Genomic DNA, 17,558 nt, shown 5'->3' on the forward strand with positions numbered 1-17,558 from the left:
GAGAGCGCGGGGTGCGGCATCGAACACGGTGTGAGGGCTTCGGGCGGCACGGTCGCTGTCCGGGCGCTGCGGTAGAATCTTTTGGCAAGCGAAACCAGAGACGATACGACAGCACATCAGATGAGGAGACGCTCCTGTGGCCTTCGTTCACCTGCATAACCATTCCGAATACTCCATGCTCGACGGCGCTACGCGCGTGGGCGACATGGTCAAGCGCGCCGTGGAGCTCGGCATGCCTGCCGTGGCGCTCACCGACCACGGCTACATGTACGGCATTCCCGAGCTCGGCCTTGCCTGCGACGCCGTGAACAACGCAGCGCCCGATTTTCGCCAGTGGAAGCACGATAAGGCGACGTTTGCCACCGAGGGTTTTGGCGAGGCGCCCGAGGACGAGAAGGCGCGTGCCCAGTGGGAGCGCGACTGCGCGGTGTGGCAAGAGACCGGCTCGCTCGACTCGGCCAAGCCCAAGCCCGTCATCAAGCCCATCTTCGGTTGCGAGGTCTACTTCACGCCGGACGAAACCCTGGCGCGCGACCACAAGCCCGAGCTCTACCACATGATCCTCATCGCCCGCAACCACACCGGTTACGTCAACCTCATGCAGATCGTGTCCGAGGCTGCGGTCCAAGGCTTCTACTACAAGCCGCGTGTCACCCTCGACAACCTGCGTCGCCACCGCGAGGGTATCATCGCCACCTCGGCGTGCATCGCCGGCATCATCCCCAAGTGCATTGACCGCGGCGAGGACGAGAACGCCCTCATGTGGGCAACTACCTTCCGCGACACCTTTGAGCCCGGCAACTTCTACATCGAGATTCAGGACCACGGCATCTCGACCGACGCCGGCCTTACCGATGAGCAGCTCGACCGCCGTCTAATCGACATCGCCAACCAGATTGGCGTGAAGGTCATCGCCACCAACGACTTCCACTACCTCACGCGCGACGATGCGCCGGTGCAGGACATCATGATGTGCATTGGCATGAACTCCAAGGTTGACGACCCCAACCGCATGCGCATGCAGGGCAGCGAGTTCTACATGAAGACCGAGGATGAGATGCGCGCCCTCTTTCCGTACTGCCCGGAGGCCTGCGACAACACGGTTGAGATTGCCGATAAGTGCGACGTGCAGCTCGAGTGGGGTCAGATCATCCTGCCCCGTTACCCGTTGCTCGACCCCGGTGAGACGCATGAGAGCCAGTTCCGTCGCGAGTGCGAGGCCGGTCTTGCCAAGCGCTACGGCGAGGGCTGGGAGACGCAGGTTATCAACGGCGTCTCGATCAAGGAGCGCTTTGAGTTTGAGTACAAGGTCATCTGCGACAAGGGCTTTGCGGCGTACTTCCTGATCGTGGCCGAGTACGTGCGCTGGGCCAAGCAAAACGGCATCGGCGTCGGCCCCGGCCGTGGATCGGCGGCGGGCGCCCTCGTTGCCTACGCCATGGACATCACCACCTTCGACCCGCTCTCAAACGGCCTCATGTTCGAGCGATTCCTCTCGCCCGAGCGTATGGAGATGCCCGATATCGATATGGACTTCGACGATGAGCGTCGCCTGGAGGTGGTGGAGCACGTCCGCCAGCTCTACGGCTCCGAGAAGGTCACGCACGTCATCACCTACTCGACCATCAAGGCCAAGCAGGCTATCAACGACGCGGCGCGCGTGCTCGACTACCCCGTGTACATGGGCCAGCGCCTCTCGAAGATGATCTCGAGCGACCCCAAGGTCAAGCTCCGTCAGGTGCTCGAGCAGGTGCCGGGGCATGAGGAGAACTACAACCCCGATTTTGCCGACGCCTACCGCTCCGACGACGACGCGCGCCGCATCATCGACGCGGCCCTTTCCATCGAGGGCCTCACCCGCGGCGAGGGCGTGCACGCCTGCGCCGTTCTCATCTGCCGCGACCCGGTGAACGAGCACGTCCCCACCAAGCTCGACACCAAGGGCGGCGTGGAGATTACCCAGTACGAAGGCCACACGGTCGCGGACATGGGCCTCTTGAAGATGGACTTCCTGGGCCTGCGCACGCTCACGGTTATCTCTAAGGCCAAGGCCAACATCAAGGCAAACTACGGGATCGATATCGACGTGGACGCCATTCCTTTCGACGACCCCGAGATCTTCAAGCTTATGCAGACCGGCCACACCGCGGGCGTCTTCCAGATCGAGTCCGCCGGCATGACGGCAACGATCAAGAACATGAAGCCCACCGAGTACAAGCACGTGGTCGCTCTGATCGCCCTCTACCGCCCCGGCCCTCTGGGCGCCGGCATGGTCACGAGCTACATCAACCGTATGAACGGCAAGGAGCCCGCCGTCTCCTACGACCCGCGTCTGGACGATATCCTGGGCGAGACCTACGGCACCATGGTCTACCAGGAGCAGGTTATGAACATCTCGGTCGAGATGTGCGGCTTCTCCAAGGGCGAGTCGGACAGCCGTATCCGCAAGCCCGTGGCCAAAAAGAAGATCAAGATGCTCACCGAGCAGGTCTTCACTTGGGAGGACGGTCACGAGGAGACCATCTACGACCACTGGATGAACGGTGCGGAGCGCAACGACTACAAGCGCGAGACCGCCCAGCGCATCTGGGACGACGTTCTCGAGTTCGCCTCCTACGCCTTCAACAAGTCGCACTCGGCCGGCTACGCCATTCTCGTCATGCAGACCGCCTGGCTGAAGGCGCACTACCCCAACGAGTTCATGGCGGCCGTGCTCACGTCCTACACGGGCAAGACCGACAAGATCGTGCACTACGTTTCCGCCTGCCGCCACGACGGCATCCAGGTGCTGCCGCCTGACGTCAACGAGTCGGGCCGCGAGTTCACCGCGGTCAAAGAGGGCATCCGCTTTGGTCTTGCGGGCATCCGCGGCGTGGGTGAGGGCGTGGCCGACGCCATCATCGCCGAGCGCGAACACGGCGGCACCTTCAAGAACCTGCACGACTTCGTGGACCGCGTGGACTCGAGCCAGGCCAACCGCCGCGTGATCGAGGCGCTCATCAAGGCAGGCGCCTTCGACTCGTCGGGCTACACGCGCCGCCAGCTCATGAGCTTCGTCGACAAGGCCAACCCTGAGAACATCGTCGACGCCGCCACGCGCCGTCAGAAGGAGCAGGCCTCGGGCCAGGTTTCGTTCTTCGACATGTTCGGCGACGTCGAGGGGTCGGGCTTTGAGGTCTCCATTCCCGAGCCGGACGGCCAGGAGTGGGATCGCCACACCAAGCTCTCCGCAGAGCGCGAGGTGCTCGGCATCTACGTCTCCGACCACCCGCTGCGCCCCTTTGAGTACGCGCTCGGCAAGGCGCGCGAGTACACCCTCGCCCAGATCGATACGGGCTTTGAGGTCGCGGCCCCCGGTGGCGGCACCGTTAACAAGGCCATCCCCGAGGGCAAGCCGTACTGGTTCGCCGGCATGGTCGCCGAGGTCTCCAAGCGCGTCACCAAGAAGGGCGACCCCATGGCGATCGTGCGTCTGGAGGACATGGAGGGCGAGGCCACCATCGTCATGTTCCCCAAGGTCTACAAGGAGTGCGAGAGCTACCTCTACGGCGAGACCGACCCCGAGACGGGTGCCGTCCTCTCCGATGCGTTCATCCGCGTGCGCGGCAAGCTCGAGCGGAGCGACCGCGGCGACCAGATTATCGCGCAGGAGGTGTTGCCGCTCGAGCTCAATGAAGAGGCCAACCGCCCCAAGGTGTTTGAGGTGATGGTGCCGAGCTCGCGCTTTAGCCAGGGCAACATGGCGCGTCTGGCGGCGCTTTTTGCCACCAACCCGGGCGGCGACCGCGTGGAGCTCTTCATCGAGCAGCGCGACGGCCAGCACATGCGCGCCGAAATCCCCGCACGCGTGAACGCCCGTTCCATCCCGCTTATCGCCGAGGCGAAGGCAATCGTCGGCAACGCCGGCCGCGTGACGGTGGTATAGGCGCAGCGCTTGCCGGCGCTCGACCCTGCGGAACCTGTCCTGTCGTAGCGAGAAAGGATGCCCTATGGCTTGCGAGGAGTTCTACATCGACGTCGACGGCAAGCGCGTGCATGCCAAGCTCGACCGCTCTGAGGATACGGAGCGCGGCCCGCTCGCTATCGTCTTTCACGGCTTCACCGGTCATATGGAGGAGCGCCACATCATCGCCGTGGCGGAAGGCCTTCGTGCGGAAGGCGTCTCTACGCTGCGCGTCGACCTCTACGGCCACGGTAAGAGCGACGGTGCCTTTGCCGACCATACGCTCTACAAGTGGGTGACCCAGGGCCTTGCGGTCATCGACTACGCCCGCGGGCTCGATTTCGTTGATGCGCTCTACCTCGCCGGCCACTCGCAGGGCGGCCTGCTTTCCATGCTTCTTGCAGGCATGTGCCCCGACGACGTCGCGGCGCTGATGCCGCTCTCACCGGCGATTCTCATCCCCGAGGCGGCCCGTCAGGGCGTCCTGTTAGGATGCCCCTTCGACCCGGTGCACATCCCCGCTACGATCGGGGTGGGGGAGCGGACGCTCTCCGGCAACTACGCCCGCGTGGCGCAGACCATCCATGTGGAGGACGAGATCGACCGCTATCCTGGCCCTGTTCTTATCGTGCATGGCAGCGCCGATGAGGGTGTGCCGCTGAGCGACTCGGAGGCGGCGGTCGCCCGCTATCGCAACGCACGTCTCGTGGTGATCCCCGATGACGATCACTGCTACCACCAGCACCTCGATCAGGCGGTCGCCGCGGTGCGGGAGTTTGTCGCCGCGCTGTAACGCACTAATTTTCGCTGCAACACAGTAAGGTACATTGCAGCTGCCGGCTCAAGTCGTTCATGAGCGTAAAAGCGCAAGGATCAAATCGATACTTTAGTAAGATAAAGCGCTTTCCTGCGAAAAGCACCGGTATAAAAAGCTAAAACCATCGGTGTACGCTGTTCCGTAAGAGAAATACGCTCATAAACGACTTGAGTTTGGGCGCCAGCTCATGATTGCCGAGTCCCAAAGGCTGAAAACTACGTGTTGTAAGTGGACCTTCTGAACCTACCCCGCCGGACATGGGGTTTGCAAAGAAAACACGCTGGTACATCGATTTCCGTCGCATCGTGTTCAGGCCACGCTGCCGGAAGCCCACTTACATCGCGCATTTTTGTGGTGAAGTGAGCTGAAACGCGGTGCAGCGCCAAGCGCGTCGACGGTTTTAGGTGGCGCTTCAGGATGAACGTCGCACCGCGCCATGTCTAGCAAACACAAAGAAGCGCCCGTTTCCGAGCGCTTCTTGGCAACTGCCCCTATGGCAGGGCGGTTGAATTGGCTTGTCGAATGGGCTTGCGCCCCTATGCCACGTCGATGGAGACGTTAACCTCCTGCACGGGCACGTCGTAGAAGGGGTCCTCGCGGCGGCCCAGGAAGTCGCGCGCCTCGTTGGGGAAGAGCGCATAGCTGAGCACGTCCTCCTCCGAGTGCGCGTAGCAGGCAATCTCCTTGCGGAGCGTTCCCATCTCGGGCAGGATCAGATCGGCGGGGCGGCAGGTGATGGGCTCCTCGTCACCGATGATCATCTGGCGCACCTCGCGGCTGATCTTCACGGGCGAGCGACCGTACATGCCGCGCACGTAATCGCGGATCTCGTTGGAGACGACCTTGTAGCGCTCGCCGGTAACCACGTTCATGAGGGCCTGCGTGCCGACCATCTGCGAGAGCGGCGTCACAAGCGGTGGGTAGCCAAGCTCGGCGCGCACGCGCGGCACCTCGGCGAGCACCTCGTCGTACTTGTCGTCGAGGCCAAGGTCGTGCAGCTGGTTGATGAGGTTCGAGAGCATGCCGCCGGGCACCTTGTAAAGCAGCGCCTTGGGCTCGACGGAGAGCACCTTGGGGTTCAGGATGCCCTCTGCGAGGAAGCGGTCGCGCACCGGCGCGAAATGCTCCGCCACGTGCTCGAGCGTCTCGATGTTGAGGTCGGTCTTGTAGCCGAGCGCCTCAAGCGCGATGGCCATCGACTCGGTGGCGGGCTGGCTCGTGCCCTCGGCGAAGGGGGAGAGGCAGGTGTCGATAATGTCGGCGCCGGCCTCGACGGCCTTCAGGTAGGTCATCTGAGCGATGCCGGCGGTGCCGTGCGTGTGGATCTGCAGCGGCACGTCGCAGGACGCCTTGATCTCGCTGACGAGCTCGGTGGCAACGTCGGGCGTGAGCACGCCCGCCATGTCCTTGATGCAAATTGAGTCGGCGCCGGCGCGCTCCATCTCGATGGCGAGCGAGGTGAAGTAGCGCACCGTGTGCACGTCGCTCGTGGTGTAGGAGATGGCAGCCTGCACCTCGCCGCCCGCCTCCTTGGCGGCGCGGATGGAGGTCTTGAGGTTGCGTGTGTCGTTGAGCGCGTCGAAGATGCGCAGCACGTCGATGCCGTTTTCCACGGACTTCTTCACAAACGCAGCGACCACGTCGTCGGGATAATTGTGGTATCCGAGCAGGTTCTGGCCGCGCAGCAGCATTTGGAGCTTGGTGTTCTTCACATGCTCGCGGATGGTACGCAAACGCTCCCACGGGTCCTCGTTGAGATAGCGCAAGCAGGCGTCAAAGGTCGCGCCGCCCCAGCACTCCAAGGCGTAGTATCCGGCGGAGTCGAGGTCCTCAAGCACCGGCAGCATGTCTTCGATGGGCATGCGCGTGGCGATCTGGCTCTGCTGGCCGTCGCGCAGGATCGTTTCCATGAAGCGGATCTTACGGGTCATATGGTGTCACCCCTTTCAGATGGCGCGCTATTCGCCCTCGCTCGGCGGAAAGATGCGGCCGAGCACGAGCGAGACGAGATAGATGATGAGCATGACCAGGAAGATGCCGCCCCAGCCCAGTCCGAGGATCTGGAAGGCGACCTCGAGGTTCTCAAGATTGAACGTCATCATGCACTCCCTTCTAGAGCAAGAGGCCGAGGACGAGGCCGCCGGCGACCACCGAGGCGATCTGGCCGGCTACGTTTGCGCCCGCCGCCTGCATGAGGATGAAGTTCTGCGGGTCCTCCTCGGTGGCAAGCTTCTGAATCACGCGGGAGCTCATGGGGAAGGCTGAGATGCCCGCGGCGCCGATCATGGGGTTGATCTTCTCCTTGCGGAAGAGGTTCAACAGCTTGGCAAAGAGCACGCCGCCCACAGAGTCCATCACAAAGCCCAGAAGGCCGAGCGCCATGATGATGAGGGTATCGACCTGGAGGAAGTCGTGGTACTCCATCTTCACCGAGACGCAGAGGCCGAGCAGAATAGAGATGAGGTTGACGAGCTCGTTTTGCGCAGACATCGAGAGGTTGTCGAGCACGCCGCACTCGCGCAGGAGGTTGCCGAACATGAGGAAGCCCACGAGCGGCAGCGAGTCGGGTGCGATGAGGCCCGCGATGACGCAGATGATGACGGGGAAGAGAATCTTGGCCGTCTTGGAGACCGCGCACGGGTTGTAGTTCATGCGGATGCGGCGCTCCTTCTTGGTGGTGACCGCCTTGACCGCAACGGGCTGGATGATGGGCACGAGCGCCATGTAGGAGTACGCGGCGACCATGATGGCGCCCATGTACTTGGATCCGAGCGAGTTGGCCACAAAGATGGAGGTCGGGCCGTCAGCCGCAGCGATGATGCCGGCGGAAGCGGCGTCGTTGATGTCAAAGCCGAGCAGCGACGCCACGATGATGACAAAGAAGATGCCAAACTGCGCCGCCGCGCCAAAGAGCAGAAGGAACGGGTTGGAGAGTAGAGGGCCAAAGTCGATCATGGCACCGATGCCAATGAAGAGCAGAAGCGGGAAGAGCTCCGTCTCGATGCCGGCGTCAAAAAGGATCTGGAACGGACCGGGCTCACCGCCGGTCATAAGGACGCCGGAGCCGGGGATGTTTACCAGAATCGTGCCAAGGCCCATGGGCACGAGCAGCGTCGGCTCGTACTGCTTCTTGATGCCGAGGTACATGAGCACGGCGCCGATGAGCATCATCGCGATGCGACCGGGCTCGGCAATAAGCGCGGTCACGCCTTCAATCAATATCTCCACGATGGATACCTTTCGTTCGCCTCGCCGTAAGGGGCGGCCTTACCCGGCGAGGAGAGGGGTGGGTAGGCGATGCCTCGGGCAGACGGCCGGTGGTTTGGTCGCTGCGGAAGGCACGGGGGCGCAAGCGGCGGCTACGAGAGCGAGAAGAGCGTGTCGCCGGGGTTCACCATGTCGCCCTTGGCAACGTTGATGGAGGCGATGACGCCGTCCTGCTCGGCCACAATTTCGGACTCCATCTTCATGGCCTCGAGGATGAGCACGGGCTGGTTGACCTTGACGGTGTCACCCACGTTGACCTTGATATCGACGATCTTGCCGGGCATGGGCGCGGTCTGCGTATGAGCGCCGGTGGGGACCGACGCGCTTGCGGCGGGGGCGACGGCGTCTGCCGGCGTGGCGGTGGCTCCGACCTCCTCCATCTCTACGAGGTAGGCGGTGCCGTCGATCGAGATCTTGAACTTACGCAGCATGGGTCTCCTCCAAAGACTTCTGACGGTATACGTGCTTGACTACAAAGGAGCTCTCGGGGAGGGCTCCCGCACCGAGTGCGGTGGCGATGCACGCCACGCGGCGATACTCGGGATTTGCCATAGAGACGTGCTTGACCGAGAACGAGCTCTCGGGCTTGTCGGCAGCGGCGATGGCGGTGGCGATGATGACGGCCTCGCGATGCTCGGCGGGATCGACCGGCAGGTACGCGGGGATCTCCTCCCAGTCGCGCGCGGGGTAGCCGGGCGCGATCTCGGGCTCGCGCGGCGGCTGGACCGTGGTGCGCGCCGTCTTGTCGGCGTGCCCACGAGACGATGAGGAGCGTCCCAGAAGGGCGCGGATCATAGAGCGAAGGCCCATAGCGGCCATCCTTTCCGGCGCGCAACGACGCAATCGGGCTCAGCGCGCACAATGGCTGTATTGTATCGAGCGTGTGGAGCGTGCCGGGCAAGCGGTATGTGGAGTTCGGGGAGCGGTCGGTTTGAGCGGCGGCGCGGTTACGATATATCGGTGAACGGTTTCAAAAAAGACTCATGGGGATGCCGTGAAGCTTTGGGGGATGTGGTACCATTCATCCCGCACTGCGAAAGCGGTGCCTGACGAAGCGGGGCATACGGCCCCCACCTTGCGGCGCCAAATGGGTAGCTGTCTGGTTATCACACAACGGATGCACATCGCGCCTCGGCGTGAGTCTGTGCAGAATCTTACGTGATGCCCGGATGCCCTTTGGCCTCCGGGTTTTTTCGTCTGCATATCTCTTAAGAGGGAGGTACCGAAAATAGCTAAGCACGATGACACGCGCATCAACGACGAGATCACCGCGACTCGCTGCCGCCTGATCGGCGTCGACGGCTCGCAGCTCGGCCTCTTTGGCATCCGTGATGCGCAGCGCGTCGCGGACGAGCAGGGTCTCGACCTTGTCGAGATCGCGCCCAACGCCGACCCTCCGGTCTGCCGCGTCATGGACTACGGTAAGTTCAAGTACCAGCAGGCCATGAAGGCCAAGCAGGCCCGTAAGAATCAGTCGCGCGTCGAGGTCAAGGAGATGAAGTTCCGGCCGAAGATCGATGTGGGCGATTACGAGACCAAGAAGGGCCATGTGCTGCGCTTCCTTAAGAAAGGCGCACGCGTTAAGGTGACCATCATGTTCCGCGGTCGCGAGATGGCCCATCCTGAGCAGGGTCTGAACGTGCTCGAGCGCCTCTCCGGCGATCTCAAGGACGTCGCGACGGTCGAGTCGCAGCCCAAGCTCGAGGGCCGCAACATGATTATGCTGCTCGCACCCATCAAGGGCGCCTTCGACGAGAAGCCCGCCAAGGGCGAGAGCAACGCCTAGGTAAGTCAAGTCCTGTAAGCGATAAGGAGAAACCCCATGCCTAAGATGAAGTCCCACAGCGGCACCAAGAAGCGCTTCCGCGTCACCGGTTCCGGCAAGATCATGCGCGCCAAGGCCTTCAAGAGCCACATCCTCACCAAGAAGACCACCAAGCGTAAGCGCAACTTCCGCCAGGAGACCACCATCTCCGCTGCCGACCGCAAGGTCATCAGCTCGCGTCTCGCCTAAACGCGCGCACCTCTGATACCGATCCCGAGATACCTATAGGAGTGATTCACTATGGCACGAGTCAAGCGCGGCGTTATGGCCCGTAAGCACCACCGCACTATCATGAAGCAGGCGAAGGGTTACTACGGTGCCGCTTCGCGTACCTACAAGCACGCCAAGGAGCAGGTCCAGCACTCGCTCCAGTACCAGTACCGCGATCGCCGCAACAAGAAGCGCGAGATCCGCAGCCTCTGGATTCAGCGTATCAACGCTGCTGCGCGTCTGAACGACATCTCCTACAGCCAGTTCATGCACGGCCTCAAGCTCGCCGGCATCGAGCTCGACCGCAAGATGCTCGCCCAGATGGCCTACGAGGACATCGAGAGCTTCAACGAGCTCGCCGCCATCGCCAAGAAGGCGCTCGAGGCGTAAGGCCTCGCCTACGGCAATCGGCTAAATCAGCGCACATGCGCATATGCAACGGGGCGTCTTTGGGCGCCCCGTTTTGCTTTGGGAGCTACGTTTGCCGAATGTTAAAAACCGCTCGGCTGATTGCCGGGCGATACGGCTTGACCGCGCCCGCGAGGACCGTTATAAAGCTTCAGTGTGATGGGTTGTTATCCCGTAAGGGAGCATGGCCATCCGGTATCGGTCGCGTGAGCGACGCAGCGTTAAGATGCACATAGATTCGGGTGTCACCAGTATCGGGGCATGACCGTAGGGAGTTTATCTCACCGAGGTCATGCCCCGATTTTGTTTTCGGTCGAATCGCCGTGCCGTATCATAGGGAAAGGAGGTGCACCGATATGCAGGCGATCAGAAAGCTCAACAACAACGCCGTCATCTGCCGCGATAGCCGCGGGCGTGAGATCGTGGCGCTGGGTAAGGGCGTAGGCTTTGGCGGGGATTTCCCGCGTGAGCTCGCTATGGCGGATATCGAGCGCACGTTCTACAGCATCGATGCCCAAGGTCAGCGCATCATGCAAGACCTGCCGGCAGATGTGGTTCTGTTTACGGCAAAGGTCATGGATATCGTGGAGAACGAGCTTCCCTACGAGCTCAGTCCCAATGCGGTGCTCATCATGGCGGACCATCTGGCGTTTGCCATCGCCCGCCAAAAGAAGGGCATCCGCTTTGACATGTCGCTTTCCTACGACGTCCAGCAGCTCTACCCGCAAGAGTACAAGATCGGGCAGTACATCGTTGCTCGTGTGAGACGCGAGCTTGACATCGAGCTCCCTCAAGAAGAGGTCGCGAGCATCGCCATGAACTTGGTGAACGCCAAAACGGGAACCGAGGTTCAGGCAACGAGTGACCGCGCCCAGTCGTTCGAGCGGCTGCTCAATGATGTGACCTCGATCGTTGAGCGTGATTTCCGCACCATTATCGACCGAGAGTCGTTTGAGTTTTCTCGCTTCGCCACGCACGTGCAGTACCTGTTCAAGCGCATTCAAAGCAACGAGAGCCTAAGCAGCGCGAATCTGCCGTTGTATGGGAACTCTCGCAAGGAATTTCCCGAGCTTGCCGAGTGCATCGATCATATCTGCGCGTATATGGAGCGCGAGTGGCACACGTCGCTTACCGATGAGGAGAAGCTCTACCTCATGCTCCACGTGAACCGTATCTGTTCACAGGCCGACACCGGAAGAGCCGACAACCGTAGATAGAGCCAGAAGGATTGTAACCTGCGTAAGGGCAGGGCATGACCTCCTACATCACGACCCGATAGGATTCGAGCGCTCGGGTACGCCGAGCGTGAGGAGGAACCATGGCTGACTACAAGAAACTAGCCGCGACCATCATCGAGAAGGTGGGCGGCAAAGAGAACGTATCGAGTGCGACGCACTGCATGACGCGTCTGCGCCTTGTGCTGAAAGACGAGGGGCTCGCAAACGATGACGAGCTGAACGCCATTCCCGAGGTCATCAGCGTTGTGCGCGCTGGCGGACAGGTGCAACTTGTCATTGGCCCCACGGTCGACAGGGTGTACGATGCGGTCTGCAAGGAAGGTGGCTTTGAGGTTCAGGCGGCCATCGACGAGAACCTCGACGCACCGAAGCTCCCCTGGAAGGAGCGCTTCGCGCCCAAGCGCATCGGCAATCTCATCCTCGATGCGGTGAGCGGCTGCATCGCACCAATCCTTCCGGTCTTCTGCATCGCTGGTATCTTCAAGATGTTCACGATTCTCTTGGGGCCCGAGGGCGCTGGAGTGATGCCGGAAGATAGCAATATCTATAGACTATTTACTCTCGTTGGCAATGCGGCGTATTACTATCTGCCGATGTTTGTGGCATACGCTGCGGCTAAGAAGTTCAAGACAAGCCCTGTTCTTGCCTTGGTGCAGGTTGCCTGCATGCTTCACCCGGATATGCTCGCCATCGTAGAGGAGGGAAAACCCTTCGATGTGTATGGCGTTCCGATGCAGCTCATCAATTACACGCAGTCTGTACTGCCCATCATCATGATTGTGTGGGCGCAGTCTTACGTGGAGGGCTTTATCAAAAAGGTATGCCCCGATGTACTGCGTATTCTTGTTATCCCGGTTGGCACCATGCTCATCATGCTGCCTCTTGGTTTGTGCATCTTCGGTCCGGCGGTATCGTTCGTCATGGGTCTTGTTGCCGATCTTATCATTTGGCTGGGAACGAATGCCGGACCGCTGTGTGGCATCGTGGTCGGCGCGACGTGGAATCTCGTAATCGCCACCGGTATGCATATCCCGGTGCTCACTGCAATGACGCCTGCATGGCTCGAAGCGGGTTATGATGCCGTTTGCTACCCTGCGACCATTGTTGTCATGTATGCCACCCTTGTTACCGCTCTTGCTTATGGACTGAGGTCGCGGGGGAAGGCGAACCGTCAGCTCGGTTGGACCACGTTTACCACCTACGCTCTTGGTCGAGTGAGTGAGCCCATCATTTACGGTATCCTGCTGCGCGATAAAAAGGCTCTTGCCTGGAGCATGATCGGCGGCGCTGTTGGCGGACTGCTTTGCTCGGTGCTCGATGCTCGGGTCTGGATTTTCACCGGTCTTGGCTTCCCCTGGATGAACGTACTTATGTTCTCTCAAGACGTCATTCCTGGTGCAATCAGCTGTTTAGCCGGTGCAGCGGTGACGTTTGCGCTTGCTATGGTATTTGGTTTCGAAAACAAGAAATCAGATGAAGAGGCGGTCGAGAGTGCGATGGAGGCATAGCAGCTAGGGCGAATTCTGTTGCACCGATCGCTTGATTTTTTTTTCTGCGGTCGGTGCTCGTTTTTCTACCATGTCAATTTGGAGAAATCATCATGCCATTAAAACGCGGTTTTCTCTGGGGCGGCGCGCTCGCCGCCAACCAATGCGAGGGTGCTTGGAATGAAGGGGGTCGAGGACTTGCCAATGCGGATGTGCTTCCTTACGGTAGCGACCGTATTCCGGTGATCGACGGCAGATTAGCCATGCTTGAACCGGATCAAAGCCATTACTACCCCGCTCAACAGGCCATCGATTTCTATCATCATTATCGAGAGGACATCGCGCTCTTCGGCGAGATGGGGTTCAAGGCCCTGCGCCTCTCCATCGCGTGGAGCCGCATCTTCCCCAACGGTGACGACGCGGAGCCCAACGAGGAGGGCCTTGCCTTCTACGACGACGTTTTCCGCGTCTGCCGCGAGCGGGGGATAGAGCCGGTGGTGACGCTTAACCACTACGACATCCCCATGCACCTGGTGACGGCGTACGGTGGCTGGCGCAGCCGCACCGTGCTCGACTGTTTTATGCGGTTTGCCGAGACGGTGCTCGCGCGTTACGCATCGCAGGTGAAGTACTGGCTGACCTTCAACGAAATCAACGTCATGACCTCGGCCTGCTTCATGGGTGCAGGCGTCATCTTTCAAGAAGGGGAGGACCGCTACGCCGCCATTCACACCGCGGTGCACCATGTCCTGGTGGCGAGCGCCCGGGCGGTCGGTCTGTGCCACAAGCTGGTGCCGGGCGGGCAGATTGGCTGTATGCTCAATGCCGGCATCTACTATCCGGCCACGTGCAACCCGCTTGATGTGCAGGCGGCGCAAGGCGAGAACCGTAAGCACTATATGTTCACCGACGTGCAGGTGCGTGGGTACTATCCCTGCTATGTGCTCAAGGAGTACGAGCGCCGCGGCTTCGAGATTCCCTGGGCTGAGGACGACCGCGAGGTGCTCGCGCAGAACCTCGTGGACTTCGTCTCCTTCTCCTATTACTCCACGCGCGTGGTGGAAGCGGAGGCGGAAGGTCAGTACGACTCCAACCTGCTGCGCTCGGCGCCGAACCCGTATCTCAAGACGGAGCCTTGGGGTCGCTTCATCGACCCGCTCGGCCTGCGCATCACTATGAACGACATCTACGACCGCTACCAGAAGCCCCTGTTCATTGTGGAGAACGGCCTCGGGGCTCCCGATGAGCCGGATGAGAACGGTTACGTTGAGGACGACTACCGCATCGAATACCTGCGGGAGCACATCCAAGCCATAAAGGAGGCCGTTGACGAGGACGGCGTGGACCTCATGGGTTATACCTGTTGGGGTCCGATTGACCTTGTCTCAGTCGCAACGGGTCAGATGAAGAAGCGCTACGGCTTTATATATGTAGACCTCGACGATGAGGGGCGGGGTACGCGCCGCCGCACCAAGAAGAAGTCGTTCGAATGGTATCGGCACGTAATAGAGACAAACGGCGAGGAGCTATAGCAATGTAGGACGGGGTGCCTCTGGGTGCCCCGTTTGCTATATATCTCGCGCTGCATAGGGGGATGGATATATTAGGTTGATAGAGCAGATGGCTCTGGTTGCAGGTTGGGCGATTAGGATGAGGATAAGAGTCAGTAAAGATTCAGAGAATGTGTTCAAAATGTGAATCGATATTTCGTTCTTGCGCGAGGGATGGGACGCTGGCAATATATATCCCTGCCGCGCGGCCCGGCGGGAGCCGGGGACCGCCGAGCGGGCACCTTGAGAACCGGATATCGCGGGGAGGCGGAGGAAGATCCCTCCGCCCCGAGAGACAGAGAGAGACACCATCTTCCAGATGAGATTTCAGAGTGGTACAGGTTTCACCTGCATTCCGCTCAGGCTGATCTAAGCGAACGATGGATCCGATTCGGCGTCAGCCGAGACGGGCGGGCTCCACCGCGCCGATATGGACTGAGACCGGCACGACCGTGCCGGCCGGAATATTGGACGGAGAGTTCGATCCTGGCTCAGGATGAACGCTGGCGGCGCGCCTAACACATGCAAGTCGAACGGCACCCACCTCCGGGTGGAAGCGAGTGGCGAACGGCTGAGTAACACGTGGAGAACCCGCCCCCTCCCCCGGGATAGCCCGGGGAAACCCGGGGTAATACCGGATAGCCCCGCAGGGCCGCATGGCCCCGCGGGTAAAGCCCAGACGGGAGGGGATGGCTCCGCGGCCCATCAGGTAGACGGCGGGGTGACGGCCCACCGTGCCGACGACGGGTAGCCGGGTTGAGAGACCGACCGGCCAGATTGGGACTGAGACACGGCCCAGACTCCTACGGGAGGCAGCAGTGGGGAATCTTGCGCAATGGGGGCAACCCTGACGCAGCGACGCCGCGTGCGGGATGGAGGCCTTCGGGTCGTAAACCGCTTTCAGCAGGGACGAGTCAAGACGGTACCTGCAGAAGAAGCCCCGGCTAACTACGTGCCAGCAGCCGCGGTAATACGTAGGGGGCGAGCGTTATCCGGATTCATTGGGCGTAAAGCGCGCGTAGGCGGCCGGGCAGGCGGGGCGTCAAATGGCGGGGCTCAACCCCGTCCCGCGCCCCGAACCGCCCGGCTCGGGTCCGGCAGGGGAGGGTGGAACGCCCGGTGTAGCGGTGGAATGCGCAGATATCGGGCGGAACACCGGTGGCGAAGGCGGCCCTCTGGGCCGGCACCGACGCTGAGGCGCGAAAGCTGGGGGAGCGAACAGGATTAGATACCCTGGTAGTCCCAGCCGTAAACGATGGACGCTAGGTGTGGGGGGACGATCCCCCCGTGCCGCAGCCAACGCATTAAGCGTCCCGCCTGGGGAGTACGGCCGCAAGGCTAAAACTCAAAGGAATTGACGGGGGCCCGCACAAGCAGCGGAGCATGTGGCTTAATTCGAAGCAACGCGAAGAACCTTACCAGCGCTTGACATGACCGTGAAGCCGCGGAGACGCGGTGGCCGAGAGGAGCGGTCACAGGTGGTGCATGGCTGTCGTCAGCTCGTGTCGTGAGATGTTGGGTTAAGTCCCGCAACGAGCGCAACCCCCGCCGCGTGTTGCCATCAGCTAGGCTGGGAACCCACGCGGGACCGCCGGCGCCAAGCCGGAGGAGGGCGGGGACGACGTCAAGTCATCATGCCCCTTATGCGCTGGGCTGCACACGTGCTACAATGGCCGGTACAGAGGGAGGCGACCCCGCGAGGGGGAGCGGATCCCGAAAGCCGGCCCCAGTTCGGATCGGGGGCTGCAACCCGCCCCCGTGAAGTCGGAGTTGCTAGTAATCGCGGATCAGCATGCCGCGGTGAATGCGTTCCCGGGCCTTGTACACACCGCCCGTCACACCACCCGAGTCGTCTGCACCCGAAGCCGCCGGCCCAACCTCGTGAGGGAGGCGTCGAAGGTGTGGAGGGCGAGGGGGGTGAAGTCGTAACAAGGTAGCCGTACGGGAACGTGCGGCTGGATCACCTCCTTTCTAGGGAGAAGCCCGAGAAAGAATAATGACTTTCAAACTGAACACCCGGTATGCCGGGTCCCAGGCGCGGCATCGAGCCCGCCCGTTCCTCTCTGGCCCCTCACCCCGCGGTACCCGGTCCCCGGGGTTCGCCCCGCGTACCTTGAGAGCCGCATAGCGAGAAGGAAGCGACAGGGCATGTCCCTGTCGCGGAACTGGAACGATTTCGAAAATCGATTCTCCATCTGACTTTAGACGATCTTTCCGATCCGAAAGCGATAAGAGACAACGACATTTAAGAATCTGGAGTGGCGTCGTCCCGCGAGGGGCGTTCCACCGCTCCCGATCGCGACATCCACGAATTGTCGAACGATGGAAAAGCACGGAATACAACGCATGGCGCCCCGCCGCGAGGCGGGGGCAAGATATGCAGGGCGCACGGCGGATGCCTTGGCGCAGGGAGACGACGAAGGGCGCGGCAAGCCGCGATAGGCCCCGGGGAGGCGCACACGGCCTTCGATCCGGGGGTACCCGAATGGGAGAACCCGACGGGAGAGGTCCCGTCATCCCCCCTCTGAACACATAGGAGGGGGGAGGGCAACCCGGGGAACTGAAACATCTAAGTACCCGGAGGAAGAGAAATCAATCACGAGATCCCCCGAGTAGCGGCGAGCGAAAGGGGGCCGAGGGCAAACCGGTGAGCGCATACGGGCGGCAGCCTTCGCGCCACCGGGGTTGCGGGGCGGTGCATCGGGGTCCTGCCGGGCCCCGCGGCCGTCCGGCGAGGCGAGCGGAACGGCATGGGAGGGCCGGCCGCAGAGGGTTACAGCCCCGTACGCGAAGCCTCGACCGGAGACCGGTCA

The 17,558-nt window shown here is 61.6% G+C and carries 13 protein-coding genes and 2 rRNA genes; 10 read left to right on the plus strand and 5 right to left on the minus strand.

Features of this window, described 5'->3' with window-relative positions:
• Positions 1-136 precede the first annotated feature (136 nt).
• Both dnaE and B5F89_RS04145 read left to right on the plus strand, forming a co-directional pair.
• Complete coding sequence (dnaE, locus tag B5F89_RS04140) at positions 137-3,925, plus strand: DNA polymerase III subunit alpha (protein ID WP_087430530.1); 3,789 nt, start codon at positions 137-139, stop codon at positions 3,923-3,925.
• Between the two features lie 64 nt (positions 3,926-3,989).
• Complete coding sequence (locus B5F89_RS04145) at positions 3,990-4,736, plus strand: alpha/beta fold hydrolase (RefSeq protein ID WP_087430531.1); 747 nt, start codon at positions 3,990-3,992, stop codon at positions 4,734-4,736.
• Between the two features lie 560 nt (positions 4,737-5,296).
• Here B5F89_RS04145 and B5F89_RS04150 read toward each other — a convergent pair.
• From B5F89_RS04150 to B5F89_RS04170, 5 genes are all read right to left on the minus strand, one after another.
• A complete protein-coding gene (locus B5F89_RS04150; RefSeq protein ID WP_087430532.1) occupies positions 5,297-6,691 on the minus strand; it encodes an oxaloacetate decarboxylase subunit alpha in 1,395 nt (464 codons plus the stop codon).
• Between the two features lie 27 nt (positions 6,692-6,718).
• Positions 6,719-6,859 (minus strand): OadG-related small transporter subunit, encoded by a 141-nt coding sequence (locus tag B5F89_RS10115; protein ID WP_087430558.1) that lies wholly within the window; start codon positions 6,857-6,859, stop codon positions 6,719-6,721.
• A 13-nt stretch (positions 6,860-6,872) separates the two neighbouring features.
• Positions 6,873-7,988 (minus strand): sodium ion-translocating decarboxylase subunit beta, encoded by a 1,116-nt coding sequence (locus B5F89_RS04160; protein ID WP_087430533.1) that lies wholly within the window; start codon positions 7,986-7,988, stop codon positions 6,873-6,875.
• 131 nt (positions 7,989-8,119) lie between these two features.
• Entirely contained in the window at positions 8,120-8,458 is a 339-nt protein-coding gene (locus tag B5F89_RS04165) for a biotin/lipoyl-containing protein (RefSeq protein ID WP_087430534.1), read from the minus strand.
• Positions 8,448-8,837: a hypothetical protein gene (locus B5F89_RS04170; RefSeq protein ID WP_087430535.1), complete on the minus strand. Its 390-nt coding sequence runs from the start codon at positions 8,835-8,837 to the stop codon at positions 8,448-8,450. The genes B5F89_RS04165 and B5F89_RS04170 overlap by 11 nt, the downstream gene beginning before the upstream one ends.
• Positions 8,838-9,255: 418 nt before the next feature.
• Here B5F89_RS04170 and infC point away from each other — a divergent pair, with 418 nt between their 5' ends.
• From infC to B5F89_RS10120, 8 genes are all read left to right on the plus strand, one after another.
• Positions 9,256-9,813, plus strand: coding sequence for a translation initiation factor IF-3 (gene infC / locus B5F89_RS04175; RefSeq protein ID WP_204230572.1), 558 nt, complete (start codon positions 9,256-9,258; stop codon positions 9,811-9,813).
• 36 nt (positions 9,814-9,849) lie between these two features.
• Positions 9,850-10,041 (plus strand): 50S ribosomal protein L35, encoded by a 192-nt coding sequence (gene rpmI, locus B5F89_RS04180; RefSeq protein ID WP_087430537.1) that lies wholly within the window; start codon positions 9,850-9,852, stop codon positions 10,039-10,041.
• A gap of 51 nt (positions 10,042-10,092) precedes the next feature.
• Positions 10,093-10,452 carry a 50S ribosomal protein L20 gene (gene rplT / locus B5F89_RS04185; RefSeq protein ID WP_087430538.1) on the plus strand — a complete coding sequence of 120 codons (360 nt, stop codon included), beginning with the start codon at positions 10,093-10,095 and terminating at the stop codon, positions 10,450-10,452.
• Between the two features lie 374 nt (positions 10,453-10,826).
• Positions 10,827-11,687: a PRD domain-containing protein gene (locus tag B5F89_RS04190; RefSeq protein WP_087430539.1), complete on the plus strand. Its 861-nt coding sequence runs from the start codon at positions 10,827-10,829 to the stop codon at positions 11,685-11,687.
• 101 nt (positions 11,688-11,788) lie between these two features.
• Entirely contained in the window at positions 11,789-13,216 is a 1,428-nt protein-coding gene (locus tag B5F89_RS04195) for a PTS transporter subunit EIIC (RefSeq protein ID WP_087430540.1), read from the plus strand.
• Between the two features lie 92 nt (positions 13,217-13,308).
• Positions 13,309-14,727 (plus strand): 6-phospho-beta-glucosidase, encoded by a 1,419-nt coding sequence (locus B5F89_RS04200; protein ID WP_087430541.1) that lies wholly within the window; start codon positions 13,309-13,311, stop codon positions 14,725-14,727.
• A gap of 486 nt (positions 14,728-15,213) precedes the next feature.
• A 16S ribosomal RNA gene (locus B5F89_RS04205) occupies positions 15,214-16,716 on the plus strand.
• A gap of 397 nt (positions 16,717-17,113) precedes the next feature.
• A 23S ribosomal RNA gene (locus B5F89_RS10120) occupies positions 17,114-17,558 on the plus strand; the annotation flags it as partial.

It is taken from the genome of Collinsella sp. An307 (genome assembly GCF_002161805.1).
GTDB lineage: Bacteria > Actinomycetota > Coriobacteriia > Coriobacteriales > Coriobacteriaceae > Coprousia.

What these genes read in the sequence shown, in the direction of transcription:
- B5F89_RS04145 (WP_087430531.1), top strand. Translation starts at nt 3,990, where the DNA reads ATGGCTTGCGAGGAGTTCTACATCGACGTCGACGGCAAGCGCGTGCAT.
- B5F89_RS04150 (WP_087430532.1), bottom strand. Translation starts at nt 6,691, where the DNA reads ATGACCCGTAAGATCCGCTTCATGGAAACGATCCTGCGCGACGGCCAG.
- B5F89_RS10115 (WP_087430558.1), bottom strand. Translation starts at nt 6,859, where the DNA reads ATGACGTTCAATCTTGAGAACCTCGAGGTCGCCTTCCAGATCCTCGGA.
- B5F89_RS04165 (WP_087430534.1), bottom strand. Translation starts at nt 8,458, where the DNA reads ATGCTGCGTAAGTTCAAGATCTCGATCGACGGCACCGCCTACCTCGTA.
- B5F89_RS04170 (WP_087430535.1), bottom strand. Translation starts at nt 8,837, where the DNA reads ATGGGCCTTCGCTCTATGATCCGCGCCCTTCTGGGACGCTCCTCATCG.
- rpmI (WP_087430537.1), top strand. Translation starts at nt 9,850, where the DNA reads ATGCCTAAGATGAAGTCCCACAGCGGCACCAAGAAGCGCTTCCGCGTC.
- rplT (WP_087430538.1), top strand. Translation starts at nt 10,093, where the DNA reads ATGGCACGAGTCAAGCGCGGCGTTATGGCCCGTAAGCACCACCGCACT.
- B5F89_RS04190 (WP_087430539.1), top strand. Translation starts at nt 10,827, where the DNA reads ATGCAGGCGATCAGAAAGCTCAACAACAACGCCGTCATCTGCCGCGAT.
- B5F89_RS04195 (WP_087430540.1), top strand. Translation starts at nt 11,789, where the DNA reads ATGGCTGACTACAAGAAACTAGCCGCGACCATCATCGAGAAGGTGGGC.
- B5F89_RS04200 (WP_087430541.1), top strand. Translation starts at nt 13,309, where the DNA reads ATGCCATTAAAACGCGGTTTTCTCTGGGGCGGCGCGCTCGCCGCCAAC.